The organism is Sphingomonas sp. CFBP 13706 (assembly GCF_014842355.1).
Classification (GTDB): domain Bacteria; phylum Pseudomonadota; class Alphaproteobacteria; order Sphingomonadales; family Sphingomonadaceae; genus Sphingomonas; species Sphingomonas aerolata.
Genome location: NZ_JACYVM010000003.1, coordinates 1 through 18662 on the forward strand (window position 1 = coordinate 1; position 18662 = coordinate 18662).

The 18662-nt window shown below is 69.6% G+C and carries 19 protein-coding genes; 10 read left to right on the forward strand and 9 right to left on the reverse strand.

Annotation, left to right across the window (positions count from 1 at the left end; translation table 11 throughout):
* Nucleotides 1-56: 56 nt before the first annotated feature.
* Both IFS44_RS21890 and IFS44_RS06510 read right to left on the reverse strand, forming a co-directional pair.
* Nucleotides 57-221 carry a hypothetical protein gene (locus IFS44_RS21890; RefSeq protein ID WP_206757817.1) on the reverse strand — a complete coding sequence of 55 codons (165 nt, stop codon included), beginning with the start codon at nt 219-221 and terminating at the stop codon, nt 57-59.
* A 117-nt stretch (nt 222-338) separates the two neighbouring features.
* Nucleotides 339-1640 (reverse strand): hemolysin family protein, encoded by a 1302-nt coding sequence (locus tag IFS44_RS06510; protein ID WP_107045480.1) that lies wholly within the window; start codon nt 1638-1640, stop codon nt 339-341.
* A 140-nt stretch (nt 1641-1780) separates the two neighbouring features.
* Here IFS44_RS06510 and IFS44_RS06515 point away from each other — a divergent pair, with 140 nt between their 5' ends.
* The gene (locus tag IFS44_RS06515) at nt 1781-2455 is read left to right on the forward strand and encodes an OmpA family protein (protein ID WP_031394229.1); all 675 of its coding nucleotides are present in this window, start codon (nt 1781-1783) and stop codon (nt 2453-2455) included.
* A gap of 230 nt (nt 2456-2685) precedes the next feature.
* Here IFS44_RS06515 and IFS44_RS06520 read toward each other — a convergent pair whose 3' ends face one another.
* Both IFS44_RS06520 and IFS44_RS06525 read right to left on the reverse strand, forming a co-directional pair.
* Nucleotides 2686-3117 (reverse strand): nucleoside deaminase, encoded by a 432-nt coding sequence (locus IFS44_RS06520; protein WP_192098188.1) that lies wholly within the window; start codon nt 3115-3117, stop codon nt 2686-2688.
* Between the two features lie 79 nt (nt 3118-3196).
* Nucleotides 3197-3430 carry a hypothetical protein gene (locus tag IFS44_RS06525; protein WP_031395039.1) on the reverse strand — a complete coding sequence of 78 codons (234 nt, stop codon included), beginning with the start codon at nt 3428-3430 and terminating at the stop codon, nt 3197-3199.
* Nucleotides 3431-3657: 227 nt separating this feature from the next.
* Here IFS44_RS06525 and rpmB point away from each other — a divergent pair, with 227 nt between their 5' ends.
* Nucleotides 3658-3948 (forward strand): 50S ribosomal protein L28, encoded by a 291-nt coding sequence (rpmB, locus tag IFS44_RS06530; protein ID WP_031395040.1) that lies wholly within the window; start codon nt 3658-3660, stop codon nt 3946-3948.
* Between the two features lie 147 nt (nt 3949-4095).
* Here rpmB and IFS44_RS06535 read toward each other — a convergent pair whose 3' ends face one another.
* Complete coding sequence (locus tag IFS44_RS06535; protein ID WP_342366360.1) at nt 4096-5175, reverse strand: esterase-like activity of phytase family protein; 1080 nt, start codon at nt 5173-5175, stop codon at nt 4096-4098.
* Between the two features lie 160 nt (nt 5176-5335).
* On the opposite strand from IFS44_RS06535, the gene IFS44_RS06540 reads away from it, so the two are divergent.
* The gene (locus IFS44_RS06540; protein ID WP_192097931.1) at nt 5336-5722 is read left to right on the forward strand and encodes a glycine zipper 2TM domain-containing protein; all 387 of its coding nucleotides are present in this window, start codon (nt 5336-5338) and stop codon (nt 5720-5722) included.
* A gap of 533 nt (nt 5723-6255) precedes the next feature.
* A complete protein-coding gene (locus tag IFS44_RS06545) occupies nt 6256-6570 on the forward strand; it encodes a hypothetical protein (protein WP_192097933.1) in 315 nt (104 codons plus the stop codon).
* 137 nt (nt 6571-6707) lie between these two features.
* Here the strand turns inward: IFS44_RS06545 and phbB are convergent, their stop codons facing one another.
* The 4 genes from phbB to IFS44_RS06565 all read right to left on the reverse strand — a co-directional run bounded on the left by phbB (nt 6708) and on the right by IFS44_RS06565 (nt 12693).
* Nucleotides 6708-7430 carry an acetoacetyl-CoA reductase gene (gene phbB / locus IFS44_RS06550; protein WP_031439092.1) on the reverse strand — a complete coding sequence of 241 codons (723 nt, stop codon included), beginning with the start codon at nt 7428-7430 and terminating at the stop codon, nt 6708-6710.
* A 34-nt stretch (nt 7431-7464) separates the two neighbouring features.
* Nucleotides 7465-8472, reverse strand: coding sequence for a ferrochelatase (hemH, locus tag IFS44_RS06555; RefSeq protein ID WP_192097935.1), 1008 nt, complete (start codon nt 8470-8472; stop codon nt 7465-7467).
* Nucleotides 8469-10661 carry a xanthine dehydrogenase family protein molybdopterin-binding subunit gene (locus IFS44_RS06560; protein WP_192097937.1) on the reverse strand — a complete coding sequence of 731 codons (2193 nt, stop codon included), beginning with the start codon at nt 10659-10661 and terminating at the stop codon, nt 8469-8471. The genes hemH and IFS44_RS06560 overlap by 4 nt, the downstream gene beginning before the upstream one ends.
* A gap of 343 nt (nt 10662-11004) precedes the next feature.
* A complete protein-coding gene (locus IFS44_RS06565; RefSeq protein WP_192097939.1) occupies nt 11005-12693 on the reverse strand; it encodes a class I adenylate-forming enzyme family protein in 1689 nt (562 codons plus the stop codon).
* Between the two features lie 94 nt (nt 12694-12787).
* On the opposite strand from IFS44_RS06565, the gene lgt reads away from it, so the two are divergent.
* The 6 genes from lgt to IFS44_RS06595 all read left to right on the forward strand — a co-directional run bounded on the left by lgt (nt 12788) and on the right by IFS44_RS06595 (nt 18584).
* Nucleotides 12788-13696 (forward strand): prolipoprotein diacylglyceryl transferase, encoded by a 909-nt coding sequence (gene lgt, locus IFS44_RS06570; protein ID WP_426290286.1) that lies wholly within the window; start codon nt 12788-12790, stop codon nt 13694-13696.
* 142 nt (nt 13697-13838) lie between these two features.
* Entirely contained in the window at nt 13839-14891 is a 1053-nt protein-coding gene (locus tag IFS44_RS06575; RefSeq protein ID WP_192097941.1) for a class I SAM-dependent methyltransferase, read from the forward strand.
* Nucleotides 14888-15397, forward strand: a complete 510-nt coding sequence (locus IFS44_RS06580; protein WP_192097942.1) for a GNAT family N-acetyltransferase — start codon at nt 14888-14890, stop codon at nt 15395-15397. Before IFS44_RS06575 ends, IFS44_RS06580 begins: the two co-directional genes overlap by 4 nt.
* A gap of 289 nt (nt 15398-15686) precedes the next feature.
* Nucleotides 15687-16457 (forward strand): peptidoglycan editing factor PgeF, encoded by a 771-nt coding sequence (gene pgeF / locus IFS44_RS06585; RefSeq protein ID WP_192097943.1) that lies wholly within the window; start codon nt 15687-15689, stop codon nt 16455-16457.
* A gap of 103 nt (nt 16458-16560) precedes the next feature.
* Nucleotides 16561-17877, forward strand: coding sequence for a cystathionine gamma-synthase family protein (locus IFS44_RS06590; protein WP_031440517.1), 1317 nt, complete (start codon nt 16561-16563; stop codon nt 17875-17877).
* Nucleotides 17878-18065: 188 nt separating this feature from the next.
* The gene (locus IFS44_RS06595) at nt 18066-18584 is read left to right on the forward strand and encodes a phosphoribosyltransferase (RefSeq protein WP_031440516.1); all 519 of its coding nucleotides are present in this window, start codon (nt 18066-18068) and stop codon (nt 18582-18584) included.
* Nucleotides 18585-18662: the final 78 nt, after the last annotated feature.

Below are 18662 nucleotides of genomic sequence, written 5' to 3' on the forward strand. Positions count from 1 at the left end.
GATTTTAAGCCGGTGCCAGCCGGCGCCGAGGCCGACTTCTTCAACACAATCGGGCGTTAGCTGACCTTTCCGGTCTGGAACCTGCAAGCGTCTAAGTCGCTGTCCCAAGCCCCACCGCGATCAAAACAACGGTCACTTGCGACGAAGCCGCGTGTTGCCCAACCGGCAGAAATGCCAATCAGCAGAGCGACGACAACAGCGAAGAAGATGCGATGTTTCATGCCGTCACGCTGTCGATCTTTGGAGGGCCGGTCAATGACCGCTCGTGGGCGTCAACGGACCGGCCGCTTTGCGGCTTGAGGTCAATGCAAAACCACCAAGCCCCGCACCCCCCAGCCTCAAACCTCGCTGACGAGCAGCTTGTCGATCCGTCGTCCGTCCAGATCGACGATCTCGAACTTCCACCCCTGTTCGACGAAGCTCTCGCCCTCGCCCGGCAGATGGCGGAACACCGCGAGCGCGAGCCCGGCGACGGTCGCATAGTCGCGGTCCTCGGGCAGGTCGATGCCCAGCCGGTCGGCCAGCGCATCCGCCGCCATCGTGCCCGCGACCAGCAGCGAGCCGTCGTCGCGCACCACCACCGACGGCGAATCATCGGGGTCGGCATCCGACTTGAACTCGCCCGCGATCGCCGCGAGTAGGTCGGCGGGCGTCACGATCCCCTCGAAATGCCCGTATTCGTCATGGATCAGCGCCATCGGCACCTCGGCCTGGCGCAGCGCGATCAGCGCGTCCATCGCGTCGATCTGGTCGATCACCACCGGCGCCTTGCGCATCAGCACGTTGAGGTCGAGCGGCTCGCCGCGGAACAGCGCGGCGGCGATGTCGCGCGCCTGCACCACGCCGCGCACCCGGTCGATCGACCCGTCGCCGACCGGCAGCCGCGTATGCTGCGACGCGAGCAGCGTGTCGCGGATCTCGTCGGCATCCCAGTTGCAGTCGAGCCAGTCGATGTCGGTCCGCGGCGTCATCACCTCGCGCACCGGCCGGTCGGCGAGCCGCACCACGCCCGAGATGATCGAACGCTCATGCTCCTCGATCACGCCCGACTTGGACGCCTCGGCGACGATCAGGTGCAGTTCCTCGGCGGTGACGTGCTCCTCCGATTCGCGGTTGAGGCGCAGCGCCTTGAAGATCAGCGCACTCGTCGAATCGAGCACCCACACGATCGGCGCGGTGATGATCGCCAGCCAGCGCATCGGCCGCGCCATGAACGCGGCGATCGTCTCGGGCGATCGCAGCGCGAATTGCTTGGGCACCAGCTCGCCGATGATCAGCGACGCATAGGTGGTCAGGCCGATGACGATCGCAAAGCCGACCGTCTCCGCCGTGCTCGCGCTCAGCCCCAGCGCCTGCAGCCGCGCCGCGGTCGGCGTGCCGAGACTCGCGCCCGAATAGGCGCCCGCGAGGATCCCGATCAGCGTGATGCCGATCTGCACGGTCGACAGGAACTTGCCGGGGTCGGCGGCGAGCAGCAGCGCGGCGCTCGCGCCTTTCCGCCCGGTCCGCGCCAGCGCGTCGAGCCGCGCACGCCTGGACGACACGATCGCGAGCTCGCTCATCGCGAACACGCCGTTCAACGCGACGAGCGCGAGGATGATCGCGACGTCGATCCAGGGGAAGGGGGGAAGCGGTGCCATTGGCTCGATCGTCTCTTGGCGCACAATCGCGCGCTTCACAACCGGTCTCGACACTTATCGTCATCGGGCGTTCAGTGCGCAGGTGGAACAATCGCCGAATATGCCGGGTTATCTGCGGCATGATCAAAAGGGACAGAGACATGAAGGCCAAGGGTATATTCATCGGCGCAGCGCTCGCCGCACTCGTCACGACGTCGGCCTGCACGACGGATCCGGAGACGGGCCAGCGCACGATCTCGAAGACCGCGCTCGGCGGCATCGGCGGCGCGCTCGGCGGCTATCTGCTCGGCGACATCGTCGGCGGGCGTAACGACCGCACCGAGAAGCTGCTCGGCGCAGGGATCGGCGGTCTCGCGGGTGCGGGCGTCGGCGCGTACATGGACAAGCAGGAGCGCGATCTGCGCGCGCGCACCGCAGGGACCGACGTCCAGGTGATCCGCCAGGGCGACGACCTCGTCCTCAACATCCCGTCGGGCATCACCTTCGCCTATGACAGCGCGACCGTGCAGCCGCAGTTCCAGCGCACGCTCGATCAGGTCGCGGACACGCTGCGCCAGTATAACCAGACCTATATCGACGTGTACGGCCACACCGATTCGACCGGCAGCGACTCCTATAACCAGACCCTGTCGCAGCGCCGGGCGACCTCGGTCGCGGATTACCTGTCGAGCCACGGCGTCCAGTCCGCCCGCATCGGCACCCGCGGCTACGGCGAAAGCCAGCCGATCGCCTCGAACGACACCGACGCCGGCCGCGCCGCCAACCGCCGCGTCGAGGTGAAGATCGTCCCCATCACCCAGAACGACCTCCGCTAACTCCACCGTCCGCCCGCCCCCTCCGTCATCCCGGCGAAAGCCGGGACCCAGGGTGCGGGCGGACGGGCAGCAGAAGAAGGGGGGTTCGCGCGGAGACGCGGAGGCGCAGAGAGAGTGTGGACGTCGCGAAGCGACCAGCCAATAAAGTCCGGCAGCGCAAAAGGTCAGGGTCTCCCGACCGAAGGGCCGGATGCATCATCTCCGCGCCTCCGCGCGAACCCATTCTTCTTCTACGGACGCCGCTCCCGGAAAAACCCCGTCAGCAACGCGCCAGCCTCCCGCTCCCCGATCCCCGCATAGACCTCAGGCCGATGATGGCACGTCGGCTGCCCGAAGAACCGCGCGCCATGTTCGACCGCGCCGCCCTTCGCATCCGCCGCCCCGTAATAGAGCCGCGCGATCCGCGCATGCGCGATCGCCCCCGCGCACATCGCGCACGGCTCGAGCGTCACCCACAGATCGCAGTCCTCCAGCCGGTCCCGCCCCAGCACCCTGGCCGCCGCGCGAATCGCGAGCATCTCGGCATGCGCGGTCGGATCGCACAGCGCGCGCGGCGCATTGGCCGCGGTCGCGATCACTTGCCCGGCACGCACCACGACCGCGCCGACCGGCACCTCGCCCGCCGCCGCGGCATCGCGCGCGGCGTCGAGCGCGCGCCGCATCGGGTCGGGGATCGGAAACATGCCCCGCCCTGCCCTGCCTTCCCCATCAGGTAAAGCCGCCGGACAGGGCGGGTGCGGATCAGTTGGCGGGTACCTGGCCATTGTCCGCCGCGGTCCCCGGCTTGTCGACCGAGATCGTCGGCACTGCGACCGTCTTGGTCTCGGTCCCCAGCCGCACCTTGGCGACGTCCGCCTCGAATTTCGGCGTCTGGATCGCGCCGGCACGCGTCTGGTCGATGTTGATGATCCCGAAATACATCAGAGCGACGACGGCGAGCAGCGCGATCGCGACCAGAGACAAGAGCGTACGCATGGGATTCCCCTTATATAAGGCCACGACCCAATGCGGGCGTCGACCGGTTCGATGGCGTAACAACGTCGATCAACCCCGCGCGGTTGCACGCCGCGCCGTGCCGCCCCGTTCGCCGCATCTGCGCACTCGCCGATCGGCAAAAACGGGTGAATCGGTTGACGCGGCCGCGCTTGCCGGGTATCCGCGCGCCTTTCCGGGGTTCCTCCCGACACTTGATAGGTAGACAGATGTCGCGCATTTGCGAACTGACCGGCAAAGGCCGGATGGTCGGGAACAACGTGTCCCACGCCAACAACAAGACCAAGCGTACGTTCCTGCCCAACCTGCAGAACGTCACGCTGATCTCCGACTCGCTCGAGCAGAGCGTTCGTCTCCGCGTCTCGACGCACGGCCTGCGTTCGGTCGAGCATAATGGCGGCCTCGACAACTGGCTCGTCAAGACCTCGGACGACAAGCTCTCGCTCAAGGCCCGCCGCCTGAAGCGCGACGTCGTCAAGAAGATCGCCGCCGCCGCCTAATCGGCGCGACTGCGACACGGCCCCGGCCCGNTGTCGAGCGCAGTCGAGACACCGCCGCCCCGCTCGCCCCCCGCCGTTCGTGTCGAGCGAACCCCTCCCCGTTCGTGTCGAGCGAAGTCGAGACACCGCTACCCCGCTCGCCCCCCGCTACCCCTCCAGCCGAAACTTCAGCAACAACGTCCGCTCCAACGCAGTCTCGTTGTCGTCCGACACGATCCACACCACCGTGTCGTCCCCCTCGCGCACCACCGCGATCCCCTCGAAATTGTCGTGCACCAGCGGCGCCGCCAGCCGCGCGATCTCGCGCCCCCGCACCACCGCCCCCGCCCGAATCGCCCCCGATTCGATCACCGTAACAGCGTTGGAAAACGCGAACGGCGCGGCAAAGGCGCGATTGAGCACGATCAGCCGCCCATCGGGCAGCTCCGCAACATCGACCGGACTGAACCCGACCGGCGGCACATAGGTAAAGCCCACCCCGCGCGCGTTAAGCGGATCACCCGCAAACAGCAGCCCCCGCCGCACGGTCCCGCGCCCGACCCCGCCCGCGCTCGTCCGCACCCGCGGCCGCGCGGTCTCCGACAGCACGACGAATCGCCCGTCGCGCAACCGCACCATGCTTTCGGGCCCGCCATTGTCCGGCCATTCGCGCATCGCCCGCGGCCGGACCATCCCCTCGAATCGCGCCAGCAGCGTACCGTCGGCCCCCGCGGCATAGCGCCCGACCGCGTTCCAATATTCGAACCCGACCCAGGCGGTCCCCGTCGCGGCATCGATCGTCAGCGATTCGCTGTCGCGGTCGCGCTTCGACCAGCCCTGTCCGGGACCACCCGGCAGCGCGGCAAAGCCGATCCCCGCGGGCCGCCAGTCGTCACCGATATGAAAGCGGACGATATTCCCGCCATCGCTCAGCAGCGTCACCTGTGTCCGCGAAGCCCTGCGACGGACCGCAATCGAGGAATACCCCCCGAACGCCGAATCGCGGCTGCGCGGCACCACCCCGCCCAGATAGGTCAGCCCGCCGAGCCGCCGCCGCGACGGATCGCCCGGATCGATCCGCACCCGCGTCGCGGTCATGTCCGCCGCCGCACCCAGCAGCGGGAGCCGCGACGTGCCGCTCCATCCGGGCACCAGCAGGTGCACGCTCGCCAGCACGAACAACAGGGTCGGGATACGCCGCACGCCCACCCCATAGCCGCTGCCGCGCCCGGGGGCACCCGCTTCCACTCAGGCGCGCGCGATAGGGCGCGGGACCGGAGTCGCGCCTGAACCGTTGATAACGAACGCATTCAGGCTCGGCTCAATCCGACTCGACCATAAGGCTGTCATCAGGATCGAAGGGCCCGCCACCGGCGCACTCCCCCAGGTCCCAAATGGGAGACGTTTGATGTTCAAGACCTTCACCCTCGCCGTCAGCGCGCTCGCAATGGGCACCGCGACCCTGGTCCCCGTCGCCGCCGAGGCGCAGCGCTACGGCTACGAGCGCGGCTATGACCGCGGTTACGACGGGCGCGGCTATGATCGTAGCCGGGGCTATGACCGCGAATATCGCGGCAACGACCGCCGCTACAACTACCGCAACGACCGCAACAACCGTCGCGGCTGCGACAACACCGGCGGCACGATCGTCGGCGCGCTTGCCGGCGGCCTCCTCGGCCACACCGTCGCGGGTCGCGGCAACGGCACGATCGGCGCGCTGCTCGGCGCCGCCGGTGGCGGCCTCGCCGGCAACGCGATCGATAAGTCGGACAACCCGCGCTATTGCCGGAGGTAAGCGCGAAAGCGCGGGTGCTCGCACGGCGAGCACCTCCGGCACGGCCGGCGGGTGGCCCCAAGCCACCCGTCCGACGACGGCTTAGCCGGCGTCCGCTCCAGGCCCCAGTTCCCCCAGTTCCCTCGCGTAGCGTATCGAGGGCAGAGGCCGGTCCCCTACAAGGGGCCGGCCTCGTGTTCGTCCGGAGCCGCGCACCGCGCGGAGCCGGACCGGCCGGCGGGTCGCGCCAGCGCCAACCCGGCCGACGGCTTTGCCGACGGCAGGCCCGCCTACGCCAGTTGGCACCCCGTCATCACACCCCTCTTCCGTCATCCCGACGAAAGTCGGGACCCAGGGTACCATCCGCAACGCCCGCGGCTCTGGGTCCTGACTTTCGTCAGGATGACGAGAGCGAACGACGTCCACCACCAAACCCCGTCATCTCGACGAAAGTCAGGATCCAGGATACCACCCACCGTCCCCGGCCGCGCATCCCCGCTTCCGCCGCAACGCCGACCGCCCTACGCTGCGACATCCAGACCCCGGAGAGCCCCGTGATCCGCACCCTCGCGCTCGCCATGCTGACGACTCTTCCGCTGCTCGCCGGCTGTGCGGCCGGGCCGCACGCCGAAAAGCCCGTCCTCACCGCACACGCGGTCGCGCAGATCGCCACCCGCTGCGGCGCGGTCCGCGGCAAATTCCGTCCCAGCCGGACCCAGCTCCCAAGCGCAGATTTCACCCTGCGCGCCAACGATCAGGGCGACGCGCAGTCCTCCCCGACGGTCCGCTGCATCGGCACCGCGCTCGACGCGTACCGCCACGACTATTTCGGTTTCGCCCCCGAGACCGGAACGACCCCGTCATCCTGACGAAAGTCAGGATCCAGAGCCAAGGCCACCGTCCCCAGCAACCCGGAGAAACCCCAAGCCGTCGGCCGGACCGGGTTCCACCCGTCCGCCGGCCGTGACGGTTTTGCCCCGGCTGCCGCGCAGCCGGGGCAAAACCGTCAATACATATGCTGCCCGCCATTGATGCTCAGCGTCGAGCCGGTCACGAACCCGCCCTCTTCCGAGCACAGGAACACGACCCCGCGCGCAATCTCGCTCGCCTGGCCCAGCCGCCCGACCGGGATCTTCGCGACGATCTTCTCGAGCACGTCGGCCGGCACCGCCGCGACCATGTCCGTATCGATATAGCCCGGCGCGATCGCGTTGACCGTCACCCCGGCCCGCGCGCCCTCCTGCGCCAGCGCCTTGGTGAAGCCGTGGATGCCCGATTTCGCCGCGGCGTAATTGACCTGGCCATATTGCCCGGCCTGCCCGTTGATCGAGCCGATATTGACGATCCGCCCCCATTTGCGCGTCCGCATGCCCGGGAACACCGCCTTGGCCATGTTGAAGCAGCCGCCCAGATTGGTGTCGATCACCGCCTTCCAGTCGTCATAGCTCAGCTTCAGGATCGTGCCGTCGCGCGTGATGCCCGCATTGTTCACGACGATGTCGACATCGCCCAGATCGGCAGCGACCTTCGCACAGCCCGCCTGGCACGCGTCGTAATCCGCGACATCCCATTGATAGACCGCGATTCCGGTCCGCGCGGCAAAGGCCTCGGCGCGTTCGGCATTGCCCGCATAGGTCGCCGCCACGGTCAGCCCGGTCTTCTGCAGCGCAAGGCTGATCGCCTCGCCGATGCCACGCGTTCCCCCGGTTACGATCGCGACGCGTGCCATGCCTTCTCTCCCGCCATACGTGTTTTACCGGAGGCTAACCGCGGCGCGTCCAACCTTCAAGCTCGCGTGCAAGCAGCCGCTCGAGCATCGCGATCCCCGCGGGGCCGTCGTTCAGGCACGGCAGATAGGCAAAGTCCTTGCCGCCCGCCTCCTCGAAGCTCTCGCGCCCGCGAATCGACAATTCCTCGAGCGTTTCCAGACAGTCCGCCGAAAAACCGGGCGCAAAGATCGCGACCTTGGTCTTCCCCGCCTTGGCCAGTTCCACGAGGGTCTCGTCGGTCGCGGGCCCAAGCCAGGTCTGCGGCCCGAACCGCGACTGGAACGCCACCGTCAGCTCGCGCCCCATCGCCGCGCTCAGCAGCCGCGCGGTCTTCTGGCAGTGGCAATGATAGGGATCGCCCATCTCCAGCGTCCGCTTGGGCATGCCGTGAAAGCTCGCGACGATCGCATCGGGGACGAAATCGAGCGCGGCGAGCGACGTCTCGAGATCGGTCTTCAGCGCGTCGATATACAAGGGATCGTCATAATAAGGCGGCAGCGTGCGCAGCGCGGGCTGCCAGCGCAGTCCCGCCAGATGCGCGAACGCCTTGTCGTTCGCGGTCGCGGTCGTCGCCGCGCAATATTGCGGATAGAGCGGCGCGAGCAGGATCCGCTCGCACCCCGCCGCCTGCATCGCGCTCAGCCGCTCGGCGATCGCCGGCCGGCCATAGCGCATCGCCCAGTCGACCAGCACCTCGGGCCCGAACGAATCCTTCACCGCCGCCGCCTGCAACCGCGTGATCGCGGCGAGCGGCGAACCGTCCTCGCGCCATACCTGGCTGTACGCATGCGCCGATTTCTTCGGCCGCGTGTTCAGGATGATACCGCGCAGGATCGGCTGCCACGCGATCGCCGGGATCTCGACGACGCGCCGATCCGACAGGAATTCGCCGAGATAGCGTTTGACCGATCGCACGTCGGGGCCGTCGGGCGTCCCCAGGTTCATCAGCAGGACGCCGATCCGGGGCTTCGGAATCGCGGGATGGTCGGGGGGCAGGGTCATGTCGAGGGTCTTAAAGGCAAATCGCGCAGACGAAAGCCCGTTGCGGAGAAGATTGCATTCGCGATCGCCGGCGCGACCGCGGGCACGCCCAGCTCGCCGACCCCGCCCGGCGCCTCGTCGCTGCGGATCAGCTCGACGGTGATGTCGGGCGTGTCCGCCAGCCGCGGCAGATGCAGGTCGCCAAAGCCGCGTGCATCGGCCAGGTTGCGCGTGAAGCCGGTCGCCGCGCCCAGCGCGGTCGCCAGCCCGAAGATCAGCCCGCCTTCGATCTGCTGGCGGACCAGGTCGGGGTTGATCTGCACCCCGCAATCGACCGCCGCGACCAGCCGCTCGACCACCGGCCGCCGGTCCGCGCCCAGATGCGCCTCCGCCAGCACCGCGATGAAACTGCCGCGAAAGGCGTGGGCCGCGATCCCCTGGCCGCTGCCGGGGACGCCGCCATTCCACCCGCCCAGCGACGCCGCGGTCGACAGGCATCGCGCAAGTCTCGCGCCGCCGCCCAGCATGCCGATCCGGTAGGACATCGGCTCGGTCGCGGCGATCCGCGCGAGCTCGTCGACGAACGTCTCGGTGAAGAACGCGGTATAGCCATGCGCGCCACCGCGCAGCGCGCCCGTCGGCACGCCGATCTCGGCGGCATGATGCACGACCGCCACCGCCGGGATCGCATAAGCGGGCAGCGCACCGCCGACCGCATGCGGATCGCCGCGGGTCAGCGCGGTCGCCGCGCGGCTGGCGATCCCCGGCAGCACCCTCGCCGCGATCTCCGCGCCGGTCGCGGGCGCCGCGATCGCCGTGCGCCAGGCGAGAATCCGCCCACGCGCATCGAGTCGCGCCGCCAGCCGCGCCGCCGCCGCGGGCCGATAGCGGTCGTGCATCAGGTCCTCGGCCCGCGACCAGACCAGGCTGACCGGGCGCTTCAGCCGCACCGCCAGCACCGCCGCCTGTGCCGCCGCGTCATGCTCCAGCGCGGCGCCGAACGACCCGCCGACCGGCATCGGATGGATCACCACCTGCGCCTCGTCGATCCCCGCCGCGCGCGCCGCCGCCGCACGCGCGGGCCCCGGCGCCTGAGTCTGCAGCCACATCTCGAGGATTCCGTCGCGGTATGCCGCGGTCGCGCTGCGCGTCTCGATCGCCGCATGCACCGCGGGCGCGACGCGGTAGGCGGCGGTGACCACCCCCGCCCCGTCGAGCAGCGTGCCGATCTCCCCGCTGTGCGCCATCGTCGCCCCCGGCGCCTCGAACGCGGCGTCGAGCGCGGCGGCGATCGTCCCGCTGTCGACCACAGGCCCCCGCGTCGCGAACCGCGGCGCCATCGCGGACAGCGCCTGCTGCGCCGCCCAGCCGGTCGTCGCCACCGCCGCGACCCAAGTGGGCGTCTCGACGATCTGCAGCACGCCGCGCACGCGGTCCGCGGCGGCGCGGTCGACCCCGATCAGCCGGCTGTCGCCGACCGGTCCCTGCCGGATCGCCGCATGGACCATGTCGGGCAGGCGGACGTCGCCGGTGAAATTGGCGGATCCGTCGACCTTGGCGGGCGTGTCGATCCGCGGCACCGACCGCCCCGCGAGCGCGCCCGCGCCCGGCCCGCCGATATTGGGGTCGTCCGGCAGCGTCTCGCGCGCGGCGTCCTCGGCCAGCGCGGCGAAGCGGATCCGCCGCGTGCCCTGCACGACGAACCCCGCCTCGGTCCGGCAGTCCGCCCAGTCCGCATCCCAGCGCCGCGCCGCCGCCTTGCACAGCAGCACCCGCGCCGCCGCGCCGGCATCGCGGCACGCCGCCTCGAACATCCGCACCGAACTCGATCCCGCGGTCAGCATCGGCGCGGGGCCGGCGACCGCTGCGGGAACCACGCCCGGCATCCCCTCGAACAGCGCGTTCAGCCCGACCGGATTGGCATAAAGCGGGTTGAGCGGCGCGGGCTCGACGCCCACCGTCCGCCAGTCCGCACCCAGCTCGTCCGCGACGATCTGCGCCAGCGCGGTATAGACGCCCTGCCCCTGTTCGGCCTGCGGCACCGCGACCGTGACATGCCCGTCGCTGCCGATCTTCAGCCACGCCCCGAACGCGCTCTCCCCCGGATCCGCCACCAGCGTCGGCGCATAGTCGCGCGGCCACAGCCCCCAGGCCACGACCAGCCCGATCCCCACGCCGCCCCCCGCCAAAATCCCCCGCCGACTGATCATCCCGCGCCCCTACCCCGTCTCCCCCCCGCGGTGAAGGCGCCGCAAACCGCCGGATGCGGGGCAGCGCGCCCCACCCCCACCCGTCATCCGCCCTTCCGTCATCCCCCCTTCCGTCATCCCGACGAAAGTCGGGACCCAGAGTAACAGGACGCAACGCTGCTTGGCTCTGGATCCTGACTTTCGTCAGGATGACGAGCAGACGTGAGGCACGCGCACGCCCACCCACTCCCGTCATCCTGACGAAAGTCAGGATCCAGAGTACCAAAACGCACCGCTGCTGGGCCCTGGATCCTGACGTTCGTCAGGATGACACGAGAAGCGAGCTATCCCAGCCGCACCCCCCTCAAACCATCCCCCGATACCGCTCCCGGATCGTCACCTTGTCGATCTTCTCCGTCCCCAGCCGCGGCAGCGGCGCGTCGGCGATCCAGACCCGCTGCGGCACCTTGAACGCCGCGATATGCTGGTGGAGGAACGCGCACAGATCGTCGGGCGTCAGCGTCTCGCCCTCCTGCAGCACCACCACCGCGCCCGGCACCTCGCCGAACCGCTCGTCCGCCAGCCCGAACACCGCCGCCTCCGCGACCGCGGGGTTCTGGTACAGCGCCGCCTCGACCTCCTGGCACGAGATATTCTCGCCACCGCGGATGATGATGTCCTTCTTGCGGTCGACGATGAACAGATAGCCGTCCTCGTCGAGAAACCCGATATCCCCCGTCCGGAAATAGCCGTCCGCGGTGAACGCCGCCGCGGTCGCCTCGGGCCGGTTCCAATATTCCTTGAAGTTGCACACGCTGCGGATGCCCACCTCGCCACGCACGCCCACGGGCTGTGCACGCCCGTCATCGTCGAGGATCGCGAGGTCGACCAGCGGCGCACTCGCCCGCCCCGCCGAATTGGGCTTGGCGATATAATTGCTCCGCCAGTTGCCCGTCCCCACCGCGTTCGTCTCGGTGAGGCCGTAACCGATCAGCGGCGCGCTTCCCCCCATCTCCTCGCCCAGCCGCCGGACATGCTCGACCGGCCGCGGCGCGCCGCCTGCGGCGAAGTCGGTCACCGTCGACAGGTCGTAATCGCCGCGATCGGGGTGGTTGAGGATCTCGAAGCTCATCAGCGGCACGCCGACGAAATAGGTCACGCCCTCCGCCTCGATCAGCCGCATCGCCTCGCGCGCATCCCATTTGGGCATCAGCACCAGTTTGCGCCCCATCGCGAAGCTCTGCAGGAACACCGGCACCTCGCCGGTGATGTGGAACAGCGGGATCGTCAGCAGCGTAACCGGCTGGCCGACCGGCGGATTGCCCTGCGCGGTGGCGATGCCGAGCATCATCATCGCCTGGCCCAGATAGTTGAAGATCGCCTGGATGATCGCGCGGTGATCGCACAGCGCGCCCTTCGACTGGCCGGTCGACCCGCTCGTGAACAGGATCGTCGCATGGTCGTCGGGGCCCAGCGGCGGCAGCGCGACGCCGACCGGATCCTCCTTCAGCAGCACGTCGAGCGCGATTCGCAGCGGTAGCGTATCGTCGATCCCGATCACCGGCGTCGCCAGCCCGGCGATCTGCGCCAGCCGCTTCACGCGCGGCGGATCGGCGAACACCATGTTGCAGTCGACGTCGCGGATCGCCGCCTCCAGCTCGTCCGACTGCCACCAGCCGTTCAGCAGCGTCGCGACCCCGCCGGCCATGATGATGCCCATGTACAGCACGATCCACGACGGCGAATTGCGCATCGCGATGCCGATCCGGTCGCCGCGCTGGATGCCGTGCGCGGATACCAGCGCGCAGGCGACGCGCTCGGCGGCGTCCTCGACCTCGGCGAACGTCAGCCGCTCGTCGCCTGCGACAAGGAACACCTGGTCGCGGTGCTCGCCGGCATAATGCGCGAAATAGGCGTTGAGCGCGGGCGGCGCGACCGCGATCGTCGGCAGCGTCACGCCGAACCGCTCGATCGATCCGAGCCCGAGCATCCCCCCGGGCGCGGTCAGCGCCGCCATCGTCGAATCCATCGCCGCGTCTAGCTCGGTCCGCATCTCACTCTCCCTCTGGACTTATGGCCCCGGTCTTATCGCCTTGGTCTTATCGTCACCGCTCATTATGCAGGCGCGAACGCGTGGGGAAAAGCCATTGATCCTGTCGACCTTAGCCGCCGTAGCCGGTGGCCTGCCTAGCCCCGCTACGGGCCAACATATCCGGTTCGAGGACCTGGGGCTCCACCCCGACGTCTTCTCGATCGGGTTCTTCACGCTGCGCTGGTACAGCCTTGCCTATATCGGCGGGATCCTGCTCGGCTGGTGGTATCTGCTCAAACTGCTCGCCCAGCCAGGCGCACCGATGGCGCGGCGTCATGCCGACGACCTCGTCTTCTACGCGACGCTCGGCATCATCCTCGGCGGGCGGCTCGGCTATGTGCTGTTCTACGCGCCCGAGATGATCCTGCGACCGTTGCGCATCCTCCGGCTCTGGGACGGCGGCATGTCGTTCCACGGCGGCGTGATCGGCGTGTCGCTCGGGCTGATCCTGTTCGCGCGCAAGCACAAGCTCAACTGGCTGCGCGTCCACGATTACATCGCCTGCTGCGTGCCGTTCGGGCTGTTCTTCGGGCGGCTCGCCAATTTCGTCAACGGCGAGCTCTGGGGCAAGCCGACCGACGTCGCCTGGGGCATCGTCTTCGCGCGCACCGTCCCCTTCGGCATGATCGAGCCCGCCCGCCATCCGAGCCAGCTCTACGAGGCCGGGCTCGAAGGCCTCGCGCTCTTCGCCCTCCTCTGGTTCGCCTTCTGGAAGACCAAGGCGCGCTATGACCCGGGCAAGCTCGTCGGGCTGTTCGTGCTCGGCTACGGCCTCGCGCGCTTCACCGTCGAATTCTTCCGCGAACCCGATTCGCAGCTGCGCGCCTTTGCCGAGAAGACCGGGCTCCACATGGGCCAGTGGCTCTGCGTGCCGATGATCCTCGGCGGCCTCTTCCTGATCCTCACCGCCGCCCGCCGCCGCATCCGCGTCGAATCCATCGCCGGCTCGCAGAGCGTCGCGTAACGGACACCCCCTCACCCTCATCCCCACCCCGGCGGAGGCCGGGGCCCAGTTGGGAAGGCCCAGGTGACGAGCGTGCTGCCCCCCGTCATCACCGTCCCCCAACTGGGCCCCGGCCTCCGCCGGGGAGGTAGAGAAATACATGATGACTGACACCACCCCCGACACCGCCCTCCCCGAACGCCTCGCCCGCGCGATCACCCTCGCCGGCCCCGTCCCCGTCGCGCAGTACATGGCCGCCGCCAACGCGCATTATTACGCGACCCGCGACCCGCTCGGCACCGCAGGCGACTTCACCACCGCGCCCGAGATCAGCCAGATGTTCGGCGAGCTCCTCGGCCTGTGGTGCGCCGATCTGTGGGACCGCGCCGGCCGCCCGGACATTGCCTGGGTCGAGCTCGGCCCCGGCCGCGGCACGCTCGCCGCCGATGCCTTGCGCGCGATGGCCAAGGCCGGCCTGACGCCCCCCGTCCATTTCGTCGAGACCAGCCCCGCGCTCCGCACCGCGCAGGCCGAGCGCGTCCCCGCCGCGACCTGGCACGACACGATCGATACGCTGCCGACCGAGCTTCCGCTGATCGTCGTCGCGAACGAATTCTTCGACGCGCTGCCGATCCGCCAGTTGCTGAAGCGCGAGGACGCCTGGCACGAACGCCTCGTCGCCGCGCAGGACCTGCTGTTCCTTCCGATCGCGGGCAAGCCGCTTCCCGACGCCGTCATTCCCGAACCCTTCCGCGACGCGCCCGCCGGATCGATTCTCGAGACCGCCCCCGCCGCGGTCGGCATCGTCCGCACGCTCGCCAAACGCCTCGTCGCACAGGGCGGCGCGCTGCTCGCGATCGATTACGGCTATGAAGGCCCCGCGCTCGGCGACACGCTCCAGGCGGTCCGCGCGCACGCCTTCGCCAACCCGTTCGAGGCACCGGGCGAGCACGACCTGACCGCGCATGTCGATTTCACCACGCTCGCCGCCGCCGCGCAGGCCGATGGCGCGGTCGCCTGGGGCCCCGTCGCACAGCGCGACCTGCTCGGCGGCCTCGGCATCGACACGCGCACCTCCGCGCTCGCCAAGGCCTCGCCCGACCGCGCCGAGGCGCTCGCCGCCGACCGCCGCCGGCTGATGGACGACATGGGGTCGCTCTTCAAAGCGCTCGCGATCACGTCGCCCGGCTGGCCCAACCCGGCCGCCTTCGCATGATCACCTACCGCGACGCGGTCCCCGCCGACGGCCCCGCGCTCGCCGCGATGGCGCGCGCGTCGTTCACCGAGACGTTCGGCACGCTCTACCGCCCGCAGGATCTCGCCGCCTTCCTCGACCAGGCGTTCGGGCCGCAGGGCCTGCCGTCGCAGATCGGCGACCCCGCCTTCCGCATCCATGTCGCGCTCGACGAGGGTGCGATCGTCGGGTTCGCCAAGACCGGCCCGGTCGCCTTCCCGGGCGACTGGCCCGCCACCGCGGTCGAACTCTACCAGCTCTATGTCCGCGCCGACCAGCACGGCGCCGGCGTCGGCCCCGCGCTGATGGACTGGGCGCTCGCCACCGCGCGCGCCGACGCCCGGACCGAGATGATCCTCAGCGTCTATGTCGACAACCACCGCGCCCACCGCTTCTACCAGCGCTACGGCTTCACCGAGATCGGCCGCTACGTCTTCATGGTCGGCGAGAAGGCGGACGACGACCGCATCATGCGCCTGGCGCTATGACGCGGCACCTCCACCCCAACCTCCACCCCGGCGAAGGCCGGGGCCCAGTTGGGAAAGCCCCGGTAACGACGCGATGCCCCCAGTCACAACCGCCCCCCACCTGGACCCCGGCCCCCGCCGGGGAACCGCAGCACGCCGGTGCCTCACCCCCAGACCCCCACCCCGGCGAAGGCCGGGGCCCAGTTGGAACGTCCCCGGTAATGAAGCGCCACCCCCCGTCACGACCGTCCCCCAACTGGACCCCGGCCCCCGCCGGGGTGGCGCCAGAGCTTAAGCAGGACACAGGCGCATGACTGACACCACCGCCCCCACCCCCATCCGCGCAAAATCGCTCGCCCCCATCCCCCACGGCTTCCTCACCCGCACCGGTGGCGTCTCGACCGGCGCCTATGCCAGCCTCAACACCGGCACCGGCTCCGACGATTCCCCCGCCGCGATCGCCGAGAATCGCCGCCGCGCGACCGACGCCGTCCTCCCCGGCGCGCAGCTCGTCGGCCTCTACCAGATCCACTCGGCGGGGGCGGGGACGATCACCGCCCCCGTCGACGACACATTCCGCCCGCGCGCCGACGCGCTCGTCACCGACCGCCCCGGGCTCGCGCTCGGCATCCTCACTGCGGACTGCGCGCCCGTCCTCTTCGCCGACAGCGAGGCGGGGATCGTCGGCGCCGCGCATGCCGGCTGGCAGGGCGCGCTCGGCGGCGTGACCGACGCCACCCTGCTCGCGATGGAGGCGATCGGCGCGCGCCGCGACCGGATCGTCGCCGCGGTCGGCCCGTGCATCGCGCGCGCCAGCTACGAGGTCGACACCGGCTTCCTCCGCCGCTTCTGCGAGGCCGATCCCGAGAACGAACGCTTCTTCGCGGATGCCCGCACCGACCATTACCAGTTCGATCTCGAGGCCTATGTCGTCAACCGGCTCGCCGCCGCGGGGGTCGGCCGGGTCGAGGCGCTCGGGCGCGACACCTACACCGAAGACGATGCCTTCTTCAGCTATCGCCGCGCGACCCATCGCGGCGAACCCACTTATGGTCGCCAGATCAGTATCATCGGCCTCTGACGCCTCCCCAAACCGGCTGCGCATCGCTAGGCTCGCCGCATCGGCCCGCACCAGACGGGCCATGCAGGAGCCTAGAATGTCCGATACCCCGACCCCCACCGGCATGCCCGCCGAGACCGAAGCCGACCTCACCGGCGTCGCCGCGCGCGTCGCCCCCAAGCCCGAGGTCGAGAAGATCGGCGGCCGCAAGCTGAAGCCCTCGACGCTGATGATGGGCCATGGTTACGACCCGTCGCTGTCCGAAGGCTCGCTCAAGCCCCCGATCTTTCTCACCTCGACCTTCGTCTTCCCCAATGCCGCCGCGGGCAAGCGCCATTTCGAGGGCGTCACCGGCAAGCGTCCGGGCGGTGCCGAGGGCCTCGTCTATTCGCGCTTCAACGGTCCCAACCAGGAGATCCTCGAGGATCGCCTCGGCGTCTGGGAAGAGGCGGAGGACGCGCTCGCCTTCTCGTCCGGCATGTCCGCGATCGCCACCTTGTTCCTCGCGATGGTCAAGCCCGGCGACACCATCGTCCATTCGGGGCCGCTCTACGCCGCGACCGAGACGCTGATCGGCCGCGTGCTCGGCAAGTTCGGGGTCAAGTGGCTCGACTTCCCCGCGGGTGCCACGCGCGAGGAGATCGACGCGGTGATGACCGAGGCCGCGACCGGCAACGTCGCGCTCATCTATCTCGAAAGCCCCGCCAACCCGACCAACGCGCTGGTCGATGTCGAGGCGGTCGCCGCCAGCCGCGACGCGATCTTCACGGGTGAAAAGCCGCCGATCGCGATCGACAACACCTTCCTGGGGCCGCTCTGGTTCCAGCCGCTCAAGCACGGCGCGGACATCGTCGTCTATTCGCTGACCAAATATGTCGGCGGCCATTCGGATCTCGTCGCGGGCGGCGTGCTCGGCACCAAGGCGCACATCAACACGATCCGGACGATGCGCAACACGATCGGCACGATCACCGATCCCAACACCGCGTGGATGTTGCTGCGCAGCCTCGAGACGCTCGAACTCCGCATGAGCCGCGCGGGCGAGAACGCCGCCAAGGTCTGCGCCTATCTGCGGCATCACCCCAAGGTCGAACGCGTCGGCTATCTCGGCTTCCTCGCCGACGAACCCGGCGCCGAGCGTCAGGCCGACATCTATCGCCGCCACTGCACCGGCGGCGGCTCGACCTTCTCGCTCTACCTGAAGGGCGGCGAGCGCGAGAGCTTCGCCTTCCTCGACGCGCTCAAGATCGCGAAACTCGCGGTCTCGCTCGGCGGCACCGAAACGCTCGCCAGCCACCCCGCCGGCATGACGCACCTCTCGGTCCCCGACGCGCGCAAACAGGCGCTCGGCATCACCGACAACCTCGTCCGCATCTCGATCGGCGTCGAGGATGCCGACGACCTGATCGCCGACTTCACGCAAGCCCTCGAAGCGATCTGAGCCTAACCTTGTTCTCCCGCGAAGGCGGGAGCCCAGACTGGGTCCCCGCCTTCGCGGGGAAACACCCGGACCGGGCGCCCCGCCTTCCCCCCCGTCATCCTGACGAACGTCAGGACCCAGAGCCCAGCAGCGCCGCCCCACCGAACACCGGCTGGCCCCAGCGCCCCCCACCCGTTAAAGCGCAACGGATGCCGATCTTCACCCCCATCCCGCAGGACGACTTCGTCGCCGCGATCCACACCCTCGCCGCACAGCTGCGCGCGGACGCCGACTGGACCCCCGATTTCATCATCGGCATCGGCCGCGGCGGTCTCGTCCCCGCGGTCTTCCTCAGCCACGCGATCGGCCTGCCGACGCTCTCGGTCGACTATTCGAGCCAGGTCGAGGATTTCGCCGACCAGCCGCTCGTCAAGCTCGCCGCGCGCACCCAGTCGGGCGAGCGTCTGCTCTTCCTCGACGACATCAACGATTCCGGCCGCACGATCACGCATCTGCGCACCGCGCTCGCCGCCGCGGGCGCGACCCCCGGCGCGATCCGCTTCGCGACGCTGATCGACAATCTCAGCTCCGCCGAACGCATCGACTACACCGCCCGCACGATCGACCGCCGCGACACCAAGGACTGGTTCGTCTTCCCCTGGGAAGCCGTCGCCCCCGCCACGACGATCGAACACGACGCCGCCGAAGTCCCCGACCGCATCGCCTGACGCGCGGCACCCGCCATCCCTTCCCGTCATCCTGACGAAAGTCAGGACCCAGGGCCCCAAACGCCACACTCCCCCCAC